This is a genomic window from Cytobacillus sp. T106, assembly GCF_040492155.1.
Lineage (GTDB): Bacteria > Bacillota > Bacilli > Bacillales > Cytobacillaceae > Bacillus_AB > Bacillus_AB infantis.
Window position 1 is genome coordinate 673504 of the sequence record NZ_JBEUMK010000001.1, and the last position, 19428, is coordinate 692931.

21 protein-coding genes are annotated in these 19428 nt (G+C 47.7%); 20 read left to right on the forward strand and 1 reads right to left on the reverse strand.

The annotated features are described in order from the left end of the window. Window positions 1-9 precede the first annotated feature (9 nt). The 9 genes from ABU165_RS03385 to ABU165_RS03425 all read left to right on the forward strand — a co-directional run bounded on the left by ABU165_RS03385 (window position 10) and on the right by ABU165_RS03425 (window position 7225). Entirely contained in the window at window positions 10-1275 is a 1266-nt protein-coding gene (locus ABU165_RS03385) for a tetratricopeptide repeat protein (RefSeq protein WP_022544137.1), read from the forward strand. Between the two features lie 49 nt (window positions 1276-1324). Continuing rightward, complete coding sequence (locus ABU165_RS03390) at window positions 1325-1873, forward strand: ReoY family proteolytic degradation factor (protein ID WP_035401136.1); 549 nt, start codon at window positions 1325-1327, stop codon at window positions 1871-1873. Window positions 1874-1993: 120 nt separating this feature from the next. Continuing rightward, entirely contained in the window at window positions 1994-2461 is a 468-nt protein-coding gene (locus tag ABU165_RS03395) for a YpiF family protein (RefSeq protein ID WP_129611981.1), read from the forward strand. Between the two features lie 147 nt (window positions 2462-2608). Then, window positions 2609-3115, forward strand: a complete 507-nt coding sequence (locus ABU165_RS03400; protein ID WP_022544136.1) for a QcrA and Rieske domain-containing protein — start codon at window positions 2609-2611, stop codon at window positions 3113-3115. A 3-nt stretch (window positions 3116-3118) separates the two neighbouring features. Continuing rightward, a complete protein-coding gene (gene qcrB / locus ABU165_RS03405; protein ID WP_009791280.1) occupies window positions 3119-3793 on the forward strand; it encodes a menaquinol-cytochrome c reductase cytochrome b subunit in 675 nt (224 codons plus the stop codon). A gap of 44 nt (window positions 3794-3837) precedes the next feature. Next, window positions 3838-4605 (forward strand): menaquinol-cytochrome c reductase cytochrome b/c subunit, encoded by a 768-nt coding sequence (locus ABU165_RS03410; protein ID WP_009791279.1) that lies wholly within the window; start codon window positions 3838-3840, stop codon window positions 4603-4605. A gap of 244 nt (window positions 4606-4849) precedes the next feature. Continuing rightward, entirely contained in the window at window positions 4850-5443 is a 594-nt protein-coding gene (gene lhaT / locus ABU165_RS03415) for a lipoprotein heptaprenylglyceryl N-acetyltransferase LhaT (RefSeq protein WP_009791278.1), read from the forward strand. Window positions 5444-5681: 238 nt separating this feature from the next. Further along, on the forward strand, window positions 5682-6485 hold the full coding sequence (gene ypjB / locus ABU165_RS03420) for a sporulation protein YpjB (RefSeq protein WP_022544135.1): 804 nt from the start codon (window positions 5682-5684) through the stop codon (window positions 6483-6485). 62 nt (window positions 6486-6547) lie between these two features. Beyond that, window positions 6548-7225 (forward strand): zinc metallopeptidase, encoded by a 678-nt coding sequence (locus ABU165_RS03425; protein WP_094767156.1) that lies wholly within the window; start codon window positions 6548-6550, stop codon window positions 7223-7225. Window positions 7226-7295: 70 nt separating this feature from the next. Here the strand turns inward: ABU165_RS03425 and ABU165_RS03430 are convergent, their stop codons facing one another. Next, window positions 7296-8201 carry a YitT family protein gene (locus ABU165_RS03430; RefSeq protein ID WP_009791274.1) on the reverse strand — a complete coding sequence of 302 codons (906 nt, stop codon included), beginning with the start codon at window positions 8199-8201 and terminating at the stop codon, window positions 7296-7298. A 201-nt stretch (window positions 8202-8402) separates the two neighbouring features. Here ABU165_RS03430 and ABU165_RS03435 point away from each other — a divergent pair, with 201 nt between their 5' ends. From ABU165_RS03435 to dinG, 11 genes are all read left to right on the forward strand, one after another. Beyond that, complete coding sequence (locus tag ABU165_RS03435) at window positions 8403-8738, forward strand: nucleotide pyrophosphohydrolase (RefSeq protein WP_022544132.1); 336 nt, start codon at window positions 8403-8405, stop codon at window positions 8736-8738. 11 nt (window positions 8739-8749) lie between these two features. Then, on the forward strand, window positions 8750-9550 hold the full coding sequence (dapB, locus tag ABU165_RS03440) for a 4-hydroxy-tetrahydrodipicolinate reductase (RefSeq protein ID WP_101550178.1): 801 nt from the start codon (window positions 8750-8752) through the stop codon (window positions 9548-9550). A 14-nt stretch (window positions 9551-9564) separates the two neighbouring features. Beyond that, entirely contained in the window at window positions 9565-9981 is a 417-nt protein-coding gene (gene mgsA, locus ABU165_RS03445) for a methylglyoxal synthase (RefSeq protein WP_022544131.1), read from the forward strand. Continuing rightward, window positions 9978-10694, forward strand: coding sequence for a bacillithiol biosynthesis deacetylase BshB1 (gene bshB1 / locus ABU165_RS03450; protein ID WP_318059503.1), 717 nt, complete (start codon window positions 9978-9980; stop codon window positions 10692-10694). Before mgsA ends, bshB1 begins: the two co-directional genes overlap by 4 nt. Continuing rightward, entirely contained in the window at window positions 10691-11827 is a 1137-nt protein-coding gene (gene bshA / locus ABU165_RS03455; protein ID WP_009791269.1) for an N-acetyl-alpha-D-glucosaminyl L-malate synthase BshA, read from the forward strand. The genes bshB1 and bshA overlap by 4 nt, the downstream gene beginning before the upstream one ends. Window position 11828: 1 nt before the next feature. After that, window positions 11829-13019 (forward strand): CCA tRNA nucleotidyltransferase, encoded by a 1191-nt coding sequence (locus ABU165_RS03460; RefSeq protein ID WP_311224685.1) that lies wholly within the window; start codon window positions 11829-11831, stop codon window positions 13017-13019. Then, window positions 13004-13987, forward strand: a complete 984-nt coding sequence (locus ABU165_RS03465) for a biotin--[acetyl-CoA-carboxylase] ligase (protein WP_009791267.1) — start codon at window positions 13004-13006, stop codon at window positions 13985-13987. Before ABU165_RS03460 ends, ABU165_RS03465 begins: the two co-directional genes overlap by 16 nt. Window positions 13988-14268: 281 nt before the next feature. Beyond that, window positions 14269-15105 carry a 3-methyl-2-oxobutanoate hydroxymethyltransferase gene (gene panB / locus ABU165_RS03470; RefSeq protein WP_009791265.1) on the forward strand — a complete coding sequence of 279 codons (837 nt, stop codon included), beginning with the start codon at window positions 14269-14271 and terminating at the stop codon, window positions 15103-15105. Then, entirely contained in the window at window positions 15102-15950 is an 849-nt protein-coding gene (gene panC / locus ABU165_RS03475; RefSeq protein ID WP_224952040.1) for a pantoate--beta-alanine ligase, read from the forward strand. The genes panB and panC overlap by 4 nt, the downstream gene beginning before the upstream one ends. Window positions 15951-15971: 21 nt before the next feature. Continuing rightward, window positions 15972-16355 carry an aspartate 1-decarboxylase gene (panD, locus tag ABU165_RS03480; protein ID WP_009791263.1) on the forward strand — a complete coding sequence of 128 codons (384 nt, stop codon included), beginning with the start codon at window positions 15972-15974 and terminating at the stop codon, window positions 16353-16355. A gap of 211 nt (window positions 16356-16566) precedes the next feature. Further along, window positions 16567-19371 carry an ATP-dependent DNA helicase DinG gene (gene dinG / locus ABU165_RS03485; RefSeq protein ID WP_318059502.1) on the forward strand — a complete coding sequence of 935 codons (2805 nt, stop codon included), beginning with the start codon at window positions 16567-16569 and terminating at the stop codon, window positions 19369-19371. Window positions 19372-19428: the final 57 nt, after the last annotated feature.

Here is a 19428-nt window from a genome sequence, read left to right on the forward strand (position 1 = left end):
GATATAACAATGGACAAAGTTAATAAAATCATATCGCTATTAGAAAATGGACAGCATGAAGAAGCACTGAGGGACTATGCACAGATCCTGGATAAGGGTTCACATGAGGAGAGATTTGTGCTGGCGGAGGAATTGTTCCAGCTGGGATTGCTTGAGGAATCCAAGGCTTTGATTGAAAGGCTGCTGGAATCTTACCCGGATGAAGGCGAACTGCTTGTCCTCCTGGCTGAGCTTCATATTGATCTGGCCAATGAAGAGGAAGCGATGCTGGTTCTCGAGAGGATTTCAGAGAAGGATCCAAGCTATCCGCAGGCACTGCTCCTTTTAGCGGATCTGTACCAGATGGAAGGCTTGTATGAGGTGAGCGAGCAGAAGCTTTTAAAAGCTAAGTCCATTCTGGACGAAGAGGTCATCATTGATTTTGCCCTTGGTGAATTATATTTGGAGCAAGGGAAATTTATAGAAGCAATCAAGTCTTATGAAAAGGTTCTTGAAACGAGCCAGGAAATCGCCGGAACAAATGTGAATCAGAGGATGGCCGAGGCACTCAGTGCCGGCGGGGCATTTGAGGAAGCGATCCCATTCTATGAAAAGGCACTCGAAGCCCGTCTTGAGATCAATACCCTTTTCAGCTACGCATTCACTGCCCTTCAGGCTGGGATCAACAGGACTGCTATTGAAAAGTTCAAAGAAGTGAAGGAGCTTGATCCTGAATACCATTCCCTGTATCTGCATCTCGCACGCGCCTATGAGCGTGAAGAAGAGCTCGAAAACAGCTTTGAGGCTGTCCAGGAAGGAATCAAGCATGATGAGTTCAATAAGGATCTGTTTTTCTATGGCGGAAGGCTTGCTTTAAAGCTTGCACGCGAAAACGAGGCAGAGGACATGCTGCGTATGGCACTCGTGCTGGACCCTGAGTTCACCGAGGCGGCTTTGACACTGAACAAGCTTTTCATCAAGCAGGAACGGTACCGTGATGTCCTTGACATTGTGGATACGATGGAAGCGCAGGAGGAAGAAGAGCCCCAATTCCTTTGGGATGCGGCTTCTGCCCTTCAGGAGCTAGAAGAATATTCCCTGGCATTAAACAAATACCAGCAAGCATATACTTATTTCAAAGAACAGTCAGACTTTCTGTCAGACTATGGATATTTTCTGATGGAGGAAGGAAAATGGGCAGAGGCTGCCGAAATTTTTAAGAAACTGCTTGGGCAGGATCCGAGCAACGAAGAATATCTCGATATCGTCCAGAGGCTTAGCGGCGATCTGATGTAAGAAAAGGCACTAACAAAAATTCAGTTGCAAGCAGAGGAGGGAACAAATGGTGGCGACCCCTGTATCTGTCAGCGAGAAAAAAGATTTTATCCGCTGGTTCTTAAACCATTATCAATTGAAACGGCGCGAATGCGTTTGGATTTTAAATTATTTGATGAGCCATGACCAGCTTATGGAACGGGTGCATTTTGTGGAGCAAGCACAATATTGCCCAAGAGGCCTCGTGATGTCAACTCATTGCGTTGATGAAGTTCCTTTCCGTTTTTACAAAGAGAATGTCATGACAACTGATGCCGAGAAATCATTCCATGATATAAGGCTGAACAGGGAAGAAGATATCTTCATCCAGCTTAATTTCCATGCCTCCAATAAGGCCCATCAGTATGCAGCCGTCCTGGAGGAAAATCCGTTCATGCCGAAGACCCTTCAGGTAAGCGAGAAGGACCGGCTGATCGCAGAACGCTTCCTTTCCGAAAGCCTGGCTAAATTCCAGAGGGAAAAATTGATGCAGATGATTGATGAATCACTGGATAAAGGCGATAAAGAAACATTTAAGCAGCTCACTGAAAAGCTGAAAATGATTATGGTGAAAGCATAAATAGAATAGCTGGACTGGTGAAGGGGCATCCGGGCGGATGCCCCTTCAGCATTGCTTTCGGCAGCAGCAGGAAGTTATGGTAAAATAATGAGGCAAGCTATACGATTTGGAGTGGTGATAATGAAGTGGATTCCGCAGGATATTGAAATGTATTTAAAATCAAAAGAATATGTCGACACAGCTGTCATCCCCCTTTTGCCCGTCACATTCACAGGAGATATGAAGCAGGCTGCCTCAATGGCTGAATTTGTCACATTGCTTTCTTATCAGATGGAAAGGCAGTTCAAAGGAAGGCTTTTGATGCTGCCGGGCTTTTCCTACCTTAAATCTGACACAGCCCATGATGGGCATCTCGAAGAGCTGAAGAAATGGGAGTCCGCTATCCTGGAAAGCGGCTTCAGGCATGTGTTCTATCTGACCTCGGACAGCGGGTGGAAAATGGCTGAAGGGGAGCTTGGGGGATCATTGCTCTGGCTGCCATCCCTGCCGTTGGAGCATATGGACGAAACGTACAGAAACTCTGTTTTGGAGGACCAGGTCAAGCAGCTGCTGAATTTATTTGTACAAAAATGGCAGGCTGGTGAATAATTCCTGAAAAACCGCTTTGAACAGCCGGTTTGCCTACAGATTTTATTGACCTTGCCTAAAGATTGATATATCATTGTTATGTCCTAGTTTTATATTGTGTTGAATTTTGTCCGTTGGACTTGATTTCATGATAGAGGGGGGAAATGTATGAGCAAACATCGTGTTTCAAGACGTCAATTCCTGAACTATACACTTACTGGTGTAGGCGGTTTCATGGCGGCCGGCATGCTGATGCCGATGGTCCGTTTTGCCGTGGATCCTATACTGAAAGCCAGCGAGGGAGGAGACTTCATTCCGACACCGCAAAAAGTAAGCGAAATCACTGCTGAACCTACTCGGGTCGACTTTAAATTCGAACAGCAGGATGCCTGGTATACTTCAGAGGTATCGAACACCGCGTGGGTTTATAAGGATGAAAACGGGGAGATCGTTGCCTTATCTCCTATCTGTAAGCATTTAGGCTGCGTTGTTGACTGGAACAAAGACAAGGCGAATCCAGACCACTTCTACTGCCCATGCCATGGCGGGCTTTATACGAAGGATGGAACAAACGTGCCTGGAACACCTCCTGCTGCACCGCTGGATGTGTATCCTACAAAAGAAAAAGATGGTTTCCTATTATTAGGAAAAGCAGAACCGCGAAAGGGGGCGTAATAAGTGTTAAACAAAATTTATGACTGGGTCGACGAGCGTTTGGATATTACGCCTTTGTGGCGGGATATTGCAGACCATGAAGTACCTGAGCATGTAAACCCTGCCCATCACTTTTCGGCTTTCGTTTACTGCTTTGGCGGATTGACCTTCTTCATCACAGTGATCCAGATTTTATCCGGTATGTTCCTTACAATGTACTATGTGCCGGATATTAAGAATGCCTGGGAATCTGTCTATTATCTGCAAAATCAGGTTGCTTTCGGGCAGATTGTCCGCGGTATGCACCACTGGGGTGCGAGCCTGGTCATCGTAATGATGTTCCTACATACGTTACGTGTTTTCTTCCAAGGGGCCTACAAGAAGCCTCGCGAGCTGAACTGGGTTGTCGGAGTGCTTATTTTCTTCGTTATGCTGGCGCTCGGCCTGACAGGCTATCTTCTTCCTTGGGATATGAAAGCGTTATTTGCAACAAAAGTTACCATTCAAATTGTTGAATCAACACCGTTGATCGGTCAGCAGCTGAAAGCGCTGATGGCTGGAAGCACTGACATAGTCGGAGCCCAGACGATCACACGATTCTTTGCGATCCATGTATTCTTCCTGCCTGGAGCTCTCCTTGGACTGATGGGTGCCCACTTCCTGATGATCCGTAAGCAGGGTATTTCTGGACCGTTGTAAAATTCAACTTCACTACTGCTAACTGAAAAGGAGGGGAATGCTCAATGCATCGTGGAAAAGGTATGAAGTTTGTAGGCGACTCCCGTGTCCCTGTAAACCGTAAACCGAATATTCCGAAAGACTACTCGGAGTACCCTGGCAAAACGGAAGCATTCTGGCCCAACTTCCTATTGAAGGAATGGATGGTCGGCGCCGTTTTCCTGATCGGATATCTATGTTTGACCATCGCTCACCCGTCTCCGCTTGAAAAAATAGCAGATCCGAGCGATACAGCATATATTCCGCTTCCAGACTGGTATTTCTTGTTCTTATACCAACTATTAAAGTACACATATGCTTCAGGCCCATATAACGTCATCGGGGCGTTTATCATTCCCGGACTGGCTTTCGGAGCGCTGATGCTTGCTCCATTCATCGACCGCGGCCCTGAAAGGCGCCCATCTAAGCGCCCTCTCGCAACTGGTTTCATGCTGCTTGCGATTGCCGGCATCTTCTATCTAACTTGGGAATCTGTAGCCAACCACGACTGGGAAGCTGCAGAGCAGCAAGGTAAAATCGTGGCTGAAGCGGAGATTGATAAAGAAGCAGAAGGCTATAAAATTTATGAAGCGCAAGGCTGCATCAGCTGCCACGGCGGTGAATTGGCAGGAGGAGCTGGTGCTCCGGCCCTGATCGATACAGGACTTTCTCCTGAAGAAGTGGCGAAAATCGCTAAAGAAGGTCAAGGTGCCATGCCTGCCGGAATCTTTAAAGGAACTGACGAAGAGCTTCAAAAGCTTTCTGAATTCATTTCAAGCATTGAAAGTAAATAAAAGAAGAGAAGCCGGCGAATTGCCGGCTTCTTTTTTTGTGCAATATAACCAGTAATTTAGATAATAATAGCCTTTTTCCGTTAACCTGCAGTTTAGGGGGTATGCATCTTCCTGAACACTTTTCCTCGGGTATTAACCAAGGGCAATCTCCAAGCCAGCTCCAGCATATTATAGCGGAAAGTTCCCCCTTTAATTTCCTCTATGATAAAATATAGCCATAATGATAGAGAGAAGAGGGTATGGTATGAAGTGGATTTATCCTATTTTGGGGAACCGCTCGGTATTATGGCTGCTGCTTGTGGTCAATATTGCCGGAACGGTGTATGGGTATTACTGGTACGGGTGGCAGCTGAAGGATACGCCCCCGCACTTTCTGGCGTTTGTTCCTGATAGTCCGACGGCCAGCCTGTTTTTTTGTTTTGTCCTTGCTGCCTTCCTGATGCGGAGGAACTGGCCCCTTTTAGAGGCTCTGGCGGCCGTGACGCTTTTTAAATACGGTGTCTGGGCAGTCGTTATGAATCTGCTTGTTTATAAAGTGACAGGCGAACTTGATCCTATTGCGTTGATGCTGATCGGATCCCACGCTGCTATGGCAGTCCAGGGGATCTTATATTCACCCTTTTACCGGATCAAGTGGATTCATTTGCTCATTGCTGCTGTATGGACACTCCATAATGATGTAATCGATTATGTATTCTTCATGCTGCCGCGCTATCCTGTGCTGAACTTATATACACCGGAGATAGGCTATTTTACTTTTTGGCTGAGTATATTCTCCCTTTTCCTTGTGTACTGGTTCTCTATCAGGCCCGGCCGCACAAAGCTGGCGATTGAGTAGGCTTCCATATTGGAAGCCTTTTTTTCTTGGCAGTATCTCATGCTGATTTTTGGATCAGGGGGGGACTTAGTTTTATACTCCTTTCGGCTTGGATGAATATCCGGCTGAAATGAGCCCAAAACCAACATTGATGTTAATACAGCTTATCTCTAAAATTGATCCCAGCCGAGCGAACTTTTGGTCTAACCTTGTCCAACCTCTCATACATTTTTAATAGTAATTGCAGGGGGGGACAATATTGAAAGCAAAAATTGCTGTATCCATGTTTTTGATCTATCTTTTAATGCCTTTTTCCATATATGCATATGCAGAGCAGCCTTCCTCTTCGATGGACAAACTTGATCTGCTCTCTGATGAAGCTCTTCAGATGGTCAAAATACAAAAATATGAAGAGGCAAAAAAGATTCTGGATTATTTTTCGGATCAGTTTCTTTCGGGGGATGTACAGGCAAGGCCGTTCAATATGGATGAGCTGAGAATCGTTTCCAATGCGCATGATGAAGCAGTGGAAGCAGCGGCCAGCATCGATATGAACCATAAAGAGCGGATGAACAGGGTAACAAGATTCAGGCTGGTTATTGATGCAATCACCTCCAGCAGGCAGCCTTTGTGGACGGAAATGGAGGATCCGATCATGGATGTGTTCGGGGGGATGAAGGAGGCTGCCCATGCAGGCGACAGTGAGGCTTTCCATTCAAGCCTGAATTCCTTTTTGACCTTATACAGCGTCATTTACCCTGCCCTTAAAGTGGACCTCAAGGCAGACAGGCTTCAGCAGCTGGATACCAGGGTCAATTTCATAGACCATTACAGGCCTCAGGTGGTGAGCCAGACCTCGAGCCAGCAGGAATTGGATGCCCTCGAGGCAGATTTATCCTCGCTTTTTGATGAAATGACTGACGATGAGGCCGATCCTTCGCTTTGGTGGGTCATTATTTCTACAGGAAGCATCATCATCCTTACATTATCTTATGTCGGCTGGAGAAAATATAAGGGAGATCAGGACAAAGAGAAGAGCAGAAAAAGAGAGCTGAAAAATTGACACCATTCACCAGAAAAAATACAATAGATTAAATTACAGCAAAGATGAATGGGAGGAATAACATGGATTTCCTGATATACTTTGCGATCATCATCCTCGTGCCGATCTGGGCGCAATTTAAGGTGAAAGGCACCTATAACAAATATTCCAGGGTACCAGCCTCTTCACATATGAGAGGTGCCGAGGTTGCCAGAAGGATCCTGGATTCCAACGGATTGTACAATGTCAATGTTGAGGAAACGAGGGGGCATCTGACAGACCATTATGATCCCCGTTCAAAAACGGTAAGGCTGTCCTCGCAGAATTTCCATGGCCATTCCGTCGCTGCAGCAGCAATAGCTGCCCATGAGGTCGGCCATGCCATGCAGGATCAGCAGGATTATGCATTCCTCCGGGTCCGACATTCGCTGGTGCCGATCGCGAGCATTGGTTCTAATTTTTCCTGGGTGTTGATCATGGTAGGGATTTTTGCTGAGCTGAGCGGCCTTCTCCTTTTGGGAATCATTTTCATGGCCGTGGCCGTCCTCTTCCAGGTGGTTACCCTCCCGGTCGAGTTCAATGCTTCAAACAGAGCAATGGATCAGGTCGTCTCACTTGGTGTTATCCGCAATGATGAGGAAAGGGAAACGAAGAAAGTCCTTAACGCTGCTGCCCTGACCTATGTAGCTGCCGCAGCTGTTGCGGTTCTGGAGCTATTGCGCCTGATCATGATCTTCACAGGCATGCAGAGGCAGGATTAAGAAATGAAGAAACCAGCCATTTGGGCTGGTTTTCTTTATTTCTTATAGTGAACAAGCGCCATTTGCATTTCTAGTGCTCAATCGGCTTCTTATTTTCATCCAGGGTGAATCCTTCGCCGAGCACATCGTGAACGACACTGACTGTGACAAAGGCATGCGGATCGACGGAGGTGATGACGCTTTTAAGCCGCACGATTTCATTTTTGCCGACTACGCAGTAAAGGACTTCCCGATCCTGTTTGGTGAAGGAGCCGTGCCCTTTCAGCACCGTCACCCCGCGGTCCATTTCCTTCAGAATCCTGCCGGCGATGGCTTCGTTCTGGTCGGAAATGATCATCGCACCTCTTGCGGCGTAGGCGCCTTCCTGCATAAAATCGATCACCCGGGCACCTACGAACACGGCAACAAGGGTGTACATGGCTTCCTGGTAGGTCAGATAGAAAATGAGCGATAATGTAATGACACAGGCATCGAAAAGGAACATTGTTTTTCCCATGCTCCAGCCGATATATTTATGGGCCAGCCTCGCTATGATATCGACTCCGCCGGTTGTTCCGCCGAAACGGAAAATGATGCCGAGGCCAATGCCGATGAAAACACCTGCAAAAAGAGCTGCAAGAGTAAGGTCTTCCTTCAGCGGCATGTCAATCTGATAGCGCTGAAAAATCCACAGGAACAGGGAAACACTGAAGGTGCCGATCATGGTGTAATAAAAGGAATTCCTGCCGAGCAATTTCCAGCCTATAAAGAATAATGGTATATTTAACAATAAGTTCGTATAGGAGGGATCCCATTTAAATAGGAAAAAAAGGAGCAGGGTGATGCCGGTGAAACCGCCTTCGGCCAAGTTATTCTGCATATTGAAATGAACAATTCCAAAAGAAAAGATTGCTGAACCGAGCAGGATGAACAATATATTCTTGAATTTTAATCCGTTTTGCACGTTTTTTCCCTCTTTTCCTGTTTTTATCACCATAAGATTATATAAAATAAAAGATGACAGAGCAATAATGAGCCGGACAGAATAGCAGCTGCCGGGCGGTTAAAAATATTTGTAAAAAGCTGTTCCGTTAGGCTAACATGATATAGAAAAAGCATCTATTCTCTATAAGATAAGCCTAATTTGCTGCTTTATGCAAAAGGCTCAGGAAGGCGGAAGTTGAGGTGGCTAATCGAGATGGAATCCAATCATAAAACGATGAAAGACCTCCAGGCTGAGGTTGATCAATACATAAGCCAATTTAAAGAAGGATATTTCAGCCCTCTTGCCATGCTGGCACGGATGACGGAAGAGCTGGGTGAACTGTCCAGGGAAGTAAATCACCATTACGGGGAAAAGCCAAAGAAATCGACCGAAGAAGAGAATACCATTGAAAATGAGCTGGGGGATATGCTTTTTGTGCTTATCTGCTTTGCCAACTCACTGAATATTGACTTGCAGGAAGCCCATGACAGGGTAATGGATAAATTTAATACGCGGGATAAAGACCGCTGGACAAGAATTGAAGAGTAGGAGAGATTCTGATGGATAAGATAAAGATTGTTATTGCGGGGCCGCGCGGTCGAATGGGCAGGGAAGCGGTTCAGCTTGTGCTGAATACCGGCCATTTTGCCCTTCAGGCGGTTGTAGACCATAAATTCGAAGGGAAAATGCTCAGCGACCTTGATGGATTTACAGGGGCAGATGTGCCGATATATACAGACCTGGCCAATTGTCTGGAGCAGACAGAAGCTGATGTTCTGATCGATCTTACGACACCGGAGGCAGGCATGCATCATGCACGGACTGCCCTTTCATATGGAGTAAGGCCGGTAGTCGGGACAACCGGCTTTAGCAAAGAGGACCTGAAAGAGCTGGAAGTAACATGCCGGGAAAAAGAATTGGGATGCATCATCGCCCCAAACTTCGCCCTTGGTGCTGTCCTTATGATGAAGTTTTCACAGATGGCAGCCCGCTATTTCAGTGATGTGGAGATCATCGAGCTGCATCATGACCAGAAGCTTGATGCTCCGTCAGGCACAGCTGTGAAAACAGCAGAAATGATGGCTGAAGCAAGAGAAGCCAAAGAGCAGGGGCATCCAGACGAAAAAGAAACTCTGGCAGGGGCCAGGGGTGCTGACTACGAAGGGATGCGCATCCATTCAGTCCGCCTTCCCGGCCTGATTGCCCATCAGCAGGTGATGTTCGGCTCAGATGGCCAGACTCTGTCAATCCGGCATGACTCTTATAACCGGGCCTCATTCATGTCCGGTGTGAAGCTGGCTGTAGAGACAGTAATGAAAGCAGACCTGTTTGTCTACGGACTTGAAAATATTATGGAATAAAGGGAGGGGAAATGATGAACATCGCTTTGATAGCCCACGATAAAAAGAAAGACGACATCATCCGCTTTGCAACAGCCTATAAAGATATTCTGGCGGGACACTCCCTTTTTGCGACAGGGACGACCGGCTCAAGGATCATGGAATCAACAGGCCTTACAATCACCCGCTTTCAATCAGGACCGCTCGGCGGGGACCAGGAAATCGGGGCACTGATTGCCAATAAGAAAATGGACCTCGTCTTCTTTTTCAGGGATCCGCTGACTGTGCAGCCGCATGAGCCGGATGTATCCGCTTTGGTCCGCCTGTGCGATGTATATTCAATTCCGCTGGCCACCAATATGGGCACTGCTGAGCTGCTTGTAAAGGGCCTGGAAAGAGGCGACCTCGACTGGAGGAAAATAGTGAAGAGCGAAGACGGTGAGGTTCTATGATAGGAGAAAAATTGGATATCCTGGCCTTTGGCGCCCATTCCGATGATGTTGAAATCGGGATGGGAGGTACGCTTGCCAAGTATGCAGCTGAAGGAAAAAAGATTGGCATCTGCGACCTTACTGGTGCGGAGCTTTCCTCCAACGGAACTGTAGAAACAAGGAAAAAAGAGGCAGAGAGGGCAGCAGGTATCCTGGGTGTTTCAGTCAGGGAAAACCTTGGACTGCCTGACCGGGGGCTGCTACTGAATGAACAGGCTATTACCGCTGTCGCGAGGATGATCAGGACATACAGGCCATCAGTCATCTTTGCGCCATATTTTGAAGACAGGCATCCGGATCACGGCAACTGTGCAAAAATTGTAGAAGAAGCCGCATTTTCAGCAGGCATCCGCAGGGCGGACCCTGAAAGCGGATTAGCCCCGCACAAAGTAAACGGGCTTCATTTCTATATGATCAACGGCTTCCATCAGCCTGATTTTATCATTGATGTGTCAGATTATATGGACAAAAAGCTTGCGGGCCTGAGGGCGTATGAGAGCCAGTTTGTCAGGACGGAGGATTCAGCAGACACTCCGCTTGTAAATGGCTATATCGAAAATGTAGAAGCAAGGGAAATGCTTTATGGGAGAGAAGCGGGAGTCAAATACGCTGAAGGCTTCATGTCTAAAAAGCCGGTACTAATACATAAAGATTTATTGGGTGGAGAAGCATGACAAGAAAACTAAAAATCGGGATCACCTGTTATCCGACAGTCGGTGGATCAGGGGTCGTCGCTACAGAGCTTGGAAAGCTCCTCGCCGAAAGAGGGCACGAAATACATTTTATTTCTTCCAGCCTCCCTTTCAGGCTGAATCGGATGTATCATAATATATTTTATCACCAGGTGGAAGTGAGCCAGTATTCTGTTTTCCAGTATCCGCCTTATGATATTGCCCTCGCCAGCAAAATGGCTGAGGTGATTAACAGAGAAAAGCTTGATCTCATGCATGTACACTATGCTGTTCCCCATGCCGTATGTGCAATCCTTGCCAAGCAGATGAGCGGGCGCGATGTGAAGATTGCCACTACCCTTCATGGAACAGATATCACCGTCCTTGGTTATGAGCCGTCATTGAAAGACAGCATCCGCTTTGGAATCGAGAAGTCTGACAGGGTGACAGCTGTTTCCAAATCTCTTATATCACAAACAAATGAATTGATACACCCTGAAAAAGAAATTCAGGCGGTCTATAATTTCATAGACCATAGAGTATATCAGAAAACTGGCTCTGATCATCTGAAAAAAGAATATGGGATCACCGAGGATGAAAAAACGGTCATCCATGTTTCCAATTTCCGTGCGGTCAAAAGGGTGCAGGATGTTGTAAAGGTGTTTGCCAGGATAGAGTCGGAGATGCCTGCAAAGCTTCTCCTCGTCGGCGACGGCCCGGAAATGTCCAATGTATGCAAGCTGGTCAAAGAGCTCGGGCTGAAGGAGAAGGTACTGTTTCTGGGGAAGCAGGATAAAGTGGAAGAGCTTTATTCCATCAGCGACCTGATGCTCCTCCTTTCTGAAAAAGAAAGCTTCGGCCTGGTTGCGCTTGAGGCCATGGCGTGCGGTGTTCCCTGCATAGGGACCAATATCGGCGGGATCCCGGAAGTGATTTCTGACGGCGAGACAGGATATATCTGCAAGCTTGGGGATATAGGGAGCATGGCGGAAAAAGCGGCAGGCCTGCTGGCTGATGCTGATAAGCACACAAGCTTCTCACATCGTGCAGTACAGACTGCGAGAGAAAAGTTCAGCGCCGAACAAATAGTCAGCGAGTATGAGAGGCTTTATTTTGATATGTTAAATGAGGGATAATATGAATCCGGTTTTTTTAAAAGCGGCACCTGTATTGGAAAAGATCGAAACTGCCGGGTATGAGGCTTACTTTGTAGGCGGATCTGTCAGGGATTATCTGCTCGGCAAGGATATTTCCGACGTGGACATAGCCACTTCGGCCACTCCGATGGAAATCAAAGGCATTTTTCCCAGAACAGCGGATGTCGGTATAGAGCATGGTACGGTCATAGTTCTTTATGATGGGGATAGCTATGAAGTCACCACTTTCCGGTCTGAGTCGGATTATGAAGATTTCCGCAGGCCGTCTAAAGTGGACTTTATCCGTTCCCTCGATGAGGATCTTAAACGCAGGGACTTCAGAATGAACAGCATGGCGATGTCAAAGGACGGCCGCATCATTGATCCTTTCGGGGGACAGGAGGATATCCGCAGCAAAAGGATTGCCACCGTTGGAAATCCGCTGGAGCGATTTTACGAAGATGCTTTAAGGATGATGAGAGCCGTGCGTTTTGCCAGCCAGCTTTCATTCCAAATAGATGGAGAGACTTATGAGGCGCTGGTTTCTGAAGCTTATCTTCTTGAGAAGATTGCGGTTGAAAGAAAGCTGGCAGAATTTGAAAAGCTGCTTGCGGGCGAAAATAGCTTTATGGCGCTGAAAATCATGGCAGACACTGGCCTCTCACAGCATCTCCCAGGCCTGGCAGGGAAAAAGCAGGAGTTGATATCATTTGCCGGAAGGCTGGGCAGCGGGCTTTTATCCGAGGAACGATGGGCTCTGCTGTCAGCAGGTCTTGGCCATGACTTTAAGACCGCGGAATCCTTTTTGAGAAGCTGGAAAATGCCTGTCAAAAAGATTAGGCAAATTGGCAAAATCCTTTATTGGCTTCAATACCGCTCAGTACAGAACTGGACACTTGAATCGGTTTATAAGGCGGGGGCAGAGGCTGCCCGGAATGCAGAGAGAGTTCTGGCGGCCACCGGGGATGACAGTGCGGATGAGGAAGTTCCTGTCCGTTTATATGCTTCACTTCCGATACGGAGTACAAAGGAGCTGGATGTTACCGGGAATGACTTGATCCAATGGTTCAATAAGCCGGGCGGACCCTGGGTGAAGGAATTGCTGGGCCAGGTTGAAAACAGCATTATCTCCGGTCATCTGGCAAATAAAAAAGAGGAAATAAGGGGGTGGCTGAAGTGCAATCAGAGCTGAGGAAAAAATTGCTTGCCGCCTTTACGGAGAGCAATGGGGAATATTTGTCCGGCCAATATCTGGCAGACCTGATCGGCTGCTCCAGGACGGCCGTCTGGAAGCATATCGAAGAGTTGAGGCGCGATGGATTTGAGCTTGAAGCCGTAAGAAGGAAAGGCTACCGGATTGTGAAGACAACAGAGAAGGTGACTGCCGATGAAATCCGCCTTGGTCTGAAAACCAGCTTGCTCGGTACCGAAATCCATTATGAAGAAAGTGTGGATTCGACACAGAAAATCGCCCACAGGCTCGCCTATGATGACGCACCCGAGGGCACGATCGTAGTGGCGGAAGAACAGCTTAACGGCAGGGGAAGGATGGACAGGAAATGGCATTCCCCGAAATATACAGGAATATGGATGAGTGTCATCCTCCGGCCGGAAATCCCGCTCCCGCGAGCTCCGCAGCTGACTCTACTTGCAGCAGTTGCCGTCGTCCAGTCCATTGAGGAATGCACGGCCCTTTCCCCGCAGATCAAATGGCCCAATGATATTCTCATTGGAGGCAAGAAGGTCACTGGCATCCTGACAGAATTGCAGGCGGAAGCCGACCGCATTTTTTCGATCATTATCGGGATCGGCATCAATGTGAACCAGCAGCTTGAGGATTATCCGGAGGAGCTGAGGGGCACAGCCACTTCCCTGGCGATAGAAAAGGGCGGGAACCTCTCGAGGGCAGAGCTGGTCAGGGTTGTCCTGCAGAAATTGGAGAATTTGTACAAGCTTTATATGGAAAAAGGCTTCTACCCGATCCGCCTCCTTTGGGAAAGCTATGCTGTCAGCATTGGGAAGCAGATCACTGCCAGGACGATATCAGGCAGCATCAGCGGGAAAGCACTGGGCATCACCGAGGAAGGCGTGCTGAGAATAGAAGATGAGGCAGGAGAGATACACCATGTCTACTCTGCTGATATTGAACTGGACTCATGATTTTATTAGCCAATATTTTTTATTTTTGATATAATTCAACTGGGCAGTATCATAATGAACTGCACCTTTCTATCTTTTTATATTGAATAGTTTCTGCCTAGATCCAGCATATGGACCGGGACAGAGGGATGAAACGAATAATGAAGCCAAGACGCGACGGGATCCTTCTGCATTTTTTGAAGGATCCTTTTTATATCCGGCTTTTTGTTCACTTGTTTTGTCTCCTCTGAGTCTTAAGGCAGGTCTTTTCAGGCCTGTACTTGCGAATGGGAGGAAGAAGGATGAAGCAAACTACAGATTTTTCAAAGATGAAGGAAAAGAATGAAAAAATCGCGATGCTGACTGCCTATGATTATCCGGCAGCCAGGCAGGCAGAAAAAGCCGGAATCGATATGATCCTTGTCGGAGATTCGCTTGGCATGACCGTATTGGGATATGAATCGACCATCCCGGTGACGATGGAAGATATGATTCACCATGGGAAAGCGGTAAAAAGAGGGGCGGCCAATACTTTTATTGTCATTGATATGCCCTTTATGAGCTATCATCTCCCTGAACGTGATACCCTCCTGAATGCAGCCAGGCTGATTCAGGAAACAGGAGCGATGGCAGTGAAGCTTGAAGGCGGGGAAGAGGTCGCTGACAAGATAAGAAGCATAACGAAAGCAGGCATCCCTGTATGCGCCCACCTTGGCCTTACTCCCCAGTCAGTGGGGGTTCTTGGAGGGTATAAAGTCCAGGGGAAAGATGCTGAAGCAGCCAGGAAGCTGATCTGCGAGGCTAAAAGGTGTGAAGAGGCGGGTGCTTTTGCGCTTGTGCTAGAATGTGTGCCAAAACAGCTTGCTGAAGATATCTCCTCTATCCTGACGATTCCAGTCATCGGAATCGGGGCGGGAGCAGGGACTGATGGGCAGGTCCTTGTCTATCATGATCTGCTGTCGTACGGGACAGAAAGAATTGCGAAGTTCGTCAAACGGTATGCAAACATGGATGAAGAAGCGGAAAAGGGCCTGAAAGCCTATATCACTGAAGTGAAGGCAGGAATCTTCCCGGCCGGAGAGCACAGCTATACGATGAAAGAGGAAGAGCTGGCAGGACTTTATGGAGGAAAATCATGAAGATCATTACATCACCAGGAGAAATGCAGCAGCTCATGCTGGATGAAAAAAAGGCAGGCCGTACAATCGGGTTTGTGCCTACTATGGGATATCTGCATGAAGGGCATCTCTCCCTTCTGAAGCGGGCGGGAGAAGAAAATGATGTAATGGTTCTGAGCATCTTTGTGAATCCGCTTCAATTTGGCCCGGCAGAGGATCTGGATTCTTATCCACGGGACTTTGAGCGGGATTCCCGTCTAGCAGAAGCCGAAGGGGCCGATTACCTTTTCAGCCCTGCACCTGAAGACATGTACCCTGGCGGAGTCCCTTCTGTTTCAGTCATTGTAAACCGAAAGACCGATGTATTATGCGGCAAATCCAGGCCAGGCCATTTTGCTGGTGTAGCAACGGTTGTCTCTAAATTATTTCATATCGTTTCCCCGGATAAAGCTTATTTCGGCAAAAAAGATGCACAGCAGCTGGCAGTGATAGAGAGCCTTGCACATGATCTGAATTTCCCTGTCAAGATAATAGGGGGAGAAACGGTAAGGGAGCCGGACGGCCTTGCAAAAAGCTCCCGGAATGTCAGGCTGCTTCCGGAAGAGCGGAAGGAAGCACCGGTTTTATACGAGAGCCTCTCAGAAGCAGCACGATTGATTGCGGAAGGAACAAAGGACACAGAGCAGCTTAAAGCGCTCATACGCGGCAGGATAAAAGCAGAGAGCTCGGGGAGCATTGATTATGCTGAGATTCTTTCCTGGCCGGAATTAAAAGAAACAGATAGAGCTGAAGGCACAATCATCATCGCTCTTGCCGTTAAATTCAAACATGCACGCCTGATAGATAATATAATCATTGCAGTCTAACAACTGATCGGAGGAAAAGACATGTTCCGCACCATGATGAATGGAAAGATCCACCGCGCAAAGGTGACAGAAGCTAATCTTAATTATGTGGGCAGCATTACAATTGATAAAGACCTGCTGGATGCGGCCGGAATGGCTGATAATGAGAAAGTCCAGATTGTCAATAACAATAACGGTGCAAGATTCGAAACATATATCATCCCGGGAGAACGGGGAAGCGGCGTAGTCTGCCTGAACGGGGCGGCTGCAAGGCTTGTCCAAGTCGGCGATACAGTCATCATCATATCTTATGCCCTTGTCCCTGAGGAAAAAGTAGATTCCCATAAACCTAAGGTAGTCATTATGGGAGAAGGCAATAGCATAACCGGTCTGCTCCATGCTGAGCCGGCTTCAACCATACTTTAAGAATGATCATTTCACTATAAAGAAAAAGGGCTGCATTGCAAAACGGCAATGCAGCCCTTTTTGAAGGCGGCATTTTCCTGTCCCTGGGATAGAATCCTGAATAAACCCCGTGCTGATGGGAAGAAAAATAATGATGGGGAAGGCTGTTTGCCTTTTTTATTTTCCGCTTTTGTGATACCGTTTGAATGACTGAATGTTTGAGGTGTAACCGATGAGTAATAAATATGTAGTAGTTGACTTGGAAACTACAGGTAATAGCGCCAAAAAGGGCGATAAAATCATTCAATTCGCTGCGGTAGTCATGGAAGGCGGAAAGATCATCGATCAATATTCCAGCCTGCTCAATCCCGGGAAGGAGATTCCGGCCTTCATCGAGGAGCTGACCGGGCTTAATGACAGCATGGTCTCTGATGCTCCTGTATTTGCAGAAATAGCACCTAAAGTGATGGAGCTATTGGAGGATGCCTATTTTGTGGCGCATAATGTTCTGTTCGACCTCTCCTTTCTGCAGGAAGAGCTTCTGGATGCAGGCTTCCCGGGCTTTTATGGGCCGGTCATCGATACGGTTGAGCTGGCACGGACGGTGCTCCCCTGTTCTGACAGCTATAAATTGTCAGACCTGTCTGCAAAAGAAGGGATCGTGCATGACAGGCCTCACCAGGCGGACAGCGATGCCTATGCCACTGCAAAACTGCTGCACATCTTCCTGGAACGCCTTGAGGAATTGCCTCTGACAACGATCAAACAGCTTCTGAAGCTTTCAGGAGGGCTGAAAAGCGACCTTGATCTCATTTTGGAGGATATCCTCCTTAAAAAGCAAGGGACGGCGGAGAGACTTCCTGAAGGGATAGAAATACATAACGGAATCGCCATTAAGGCAGGCGGGGTTCTGGAAGCAGCATCAAGCCGCCTGCCGGCTCCTGTTTATCCCGCAGGAAGCCGGGAAAAAGAGGATATGCTTAAGAAGGCATTTCCGGATTATGAACTGCGCCCCGGCCAGCTTGCCATGATGGATGCTGTCTATCAATCCTTTTTAAATAACGAGCATACACTGGTCGAAGCAGGCACCGGCACAGGGAAAACCCTTGGCTATCTGCTTCCGGCAATCATTTTTGCCAGGCAGGAAGGAGCCAGGGTGCTGATCAGCACTTATACTGTCCAGCTTCAGGAGCAGCTGCTTTCAAAAGACCTGCCCCTGCTTGAAAAACTTCTGGGCTTCCCTGCCAATGCTGTGCTCTTAAAAGGCAGAAAGCATTATTTAAGCCTTGCCCGATTTGAGCAGTCATTGAATGAAGCGGATGATAATTACGATACTACACTTACAAAAATGCAAATACTGGTCTGGCTGACTGAAACAGCTACAGGCGATGTGGACGAACTGAACCTTTCCAGCGGCGGTGCTGTTTTCTGGAATAAGATACAAAACGGGGACAGCAAATTCATCAGCGAATCAGGCTGGAAATCAAGGGATTTCTATAACAGAGCAAGGAAGAGCGCAGAAAATGCAGATCTGATCATTACCAATCATGCTATGCTTTTGAACAGTCTTACAGGCGAAAATCAGATCTTCCCTTCATATGATTATGCAGTCATAGATGAAGGGCATCAGTTCAGCAAGGCCGCCGGAAAGCATTTTGGCTTCTCAATCGATTATTTATCTCTCCGTCTCCTGCTTGGAAAAATCGGGCTCTATGATCAAAAGCAGCTCCTCTATAAGCTCGAGCGGCTGCTTGAAGGCAGGGCCGCTATGGACGGTGCTGCTCATCCTTTTGAGCTTAACAGGCTGGTTGCTGATCTTCAGTATGAGATGGATGAGTTTTTTAAGCTGGTAGGGATTTATGGAAAGAGGAAATTAAAAGCAAGGAAATATGCATCCAGCAAAATAAGCTTCAGGCTAACAGATATAACCCCGCGGGATTTCAAAGCGGTGGAGGCTTCTGCAGAGCGCTTTTCTTTCTTGGTTCTGGACCTTATCTCAGCGCTGGAGGACAGGCTTCAGCTGCTTGTGCCTTTAACCGGCGAACTGGCACCGGGTGATCAGGCGCTGCTGGAGGAGATCTCAGCCTGCATCGGCGAACTGAGGGATGTACGTGAAAGCATCAGGAAAACCATATTTGCCGGGCAAACAGCCTGTGCTGTCTGGGTTGAGCTGGACGGCAGAGCAATGCAGAACGCCACGACTGTTTACTCTCAGCCGATTACTGTCGCAGGAAATCTGAGGGACGGCTTCTTCAATCAGAAGAAAAGTGCTGTTATTACATCTGCAACTCTTTCTGTCGGCCAGTCTTTCGATTATATTATGGATGAACTGGGCCTTGACCGGTTCAGCTGCCAGACAGAACTGATAGAGTCCCCATTCGACTATGCTTCACAAGTCAGGCTTGCCGTACCATCGGATTTGCCTGAAATCAATTCCGTTCCTCAGGACGAATATGTTTCGGCGATCACAGAGCATATCATCTCTCTGGCTGAAGCGGCGAAGGGGAGGATGCTGATTCTGTTCACCTCACATGATATGCTCCGCAGGACCTATGAGCTCGTGAAGGAAAGCGGCTTTCTCGAGGAATATGTCCTAATAGCCCAGGGAATCACGTCTGGAAGCAGGACAAGGCTTACAAGGAACTTTCAGCGGTTTGACAAGAGCATTCTTTTTGGGACAAGCAGCTTTTGGGAAGGTGTGGACATTCCCGGTGAAGATCTTTCCTGCCTGGTGATGGTCAGGCTGCCGTTCTCTCCTCCGGATGAGCCTTTGGGGGAAGCAAGGAAGGAAGCGATTCAGAGCAGGGGAGGCCGGCCTTTCTCCGAGCACGCACTCCCCGAAGCGGTCCTTCGCTTCAAACAGGGAGTCGGGAGGCTGATCAGAACAAAGAATGACCGCGGAATAATTATTGTATTCGACCGGAGGATCGTCACAGCGTCATATGGCAGGGCATTCCTTGATTCCATCCCAAGCATACCAGTTAAGGTAAGCCCCCTGGACGCTATTGTTGACCTTGTGGAAGATTGGCTGCAATAAGGTAAAATATGCCGGGATAAGAGGATAAAAATTTTCGGATGACACACTCTAAAGGAT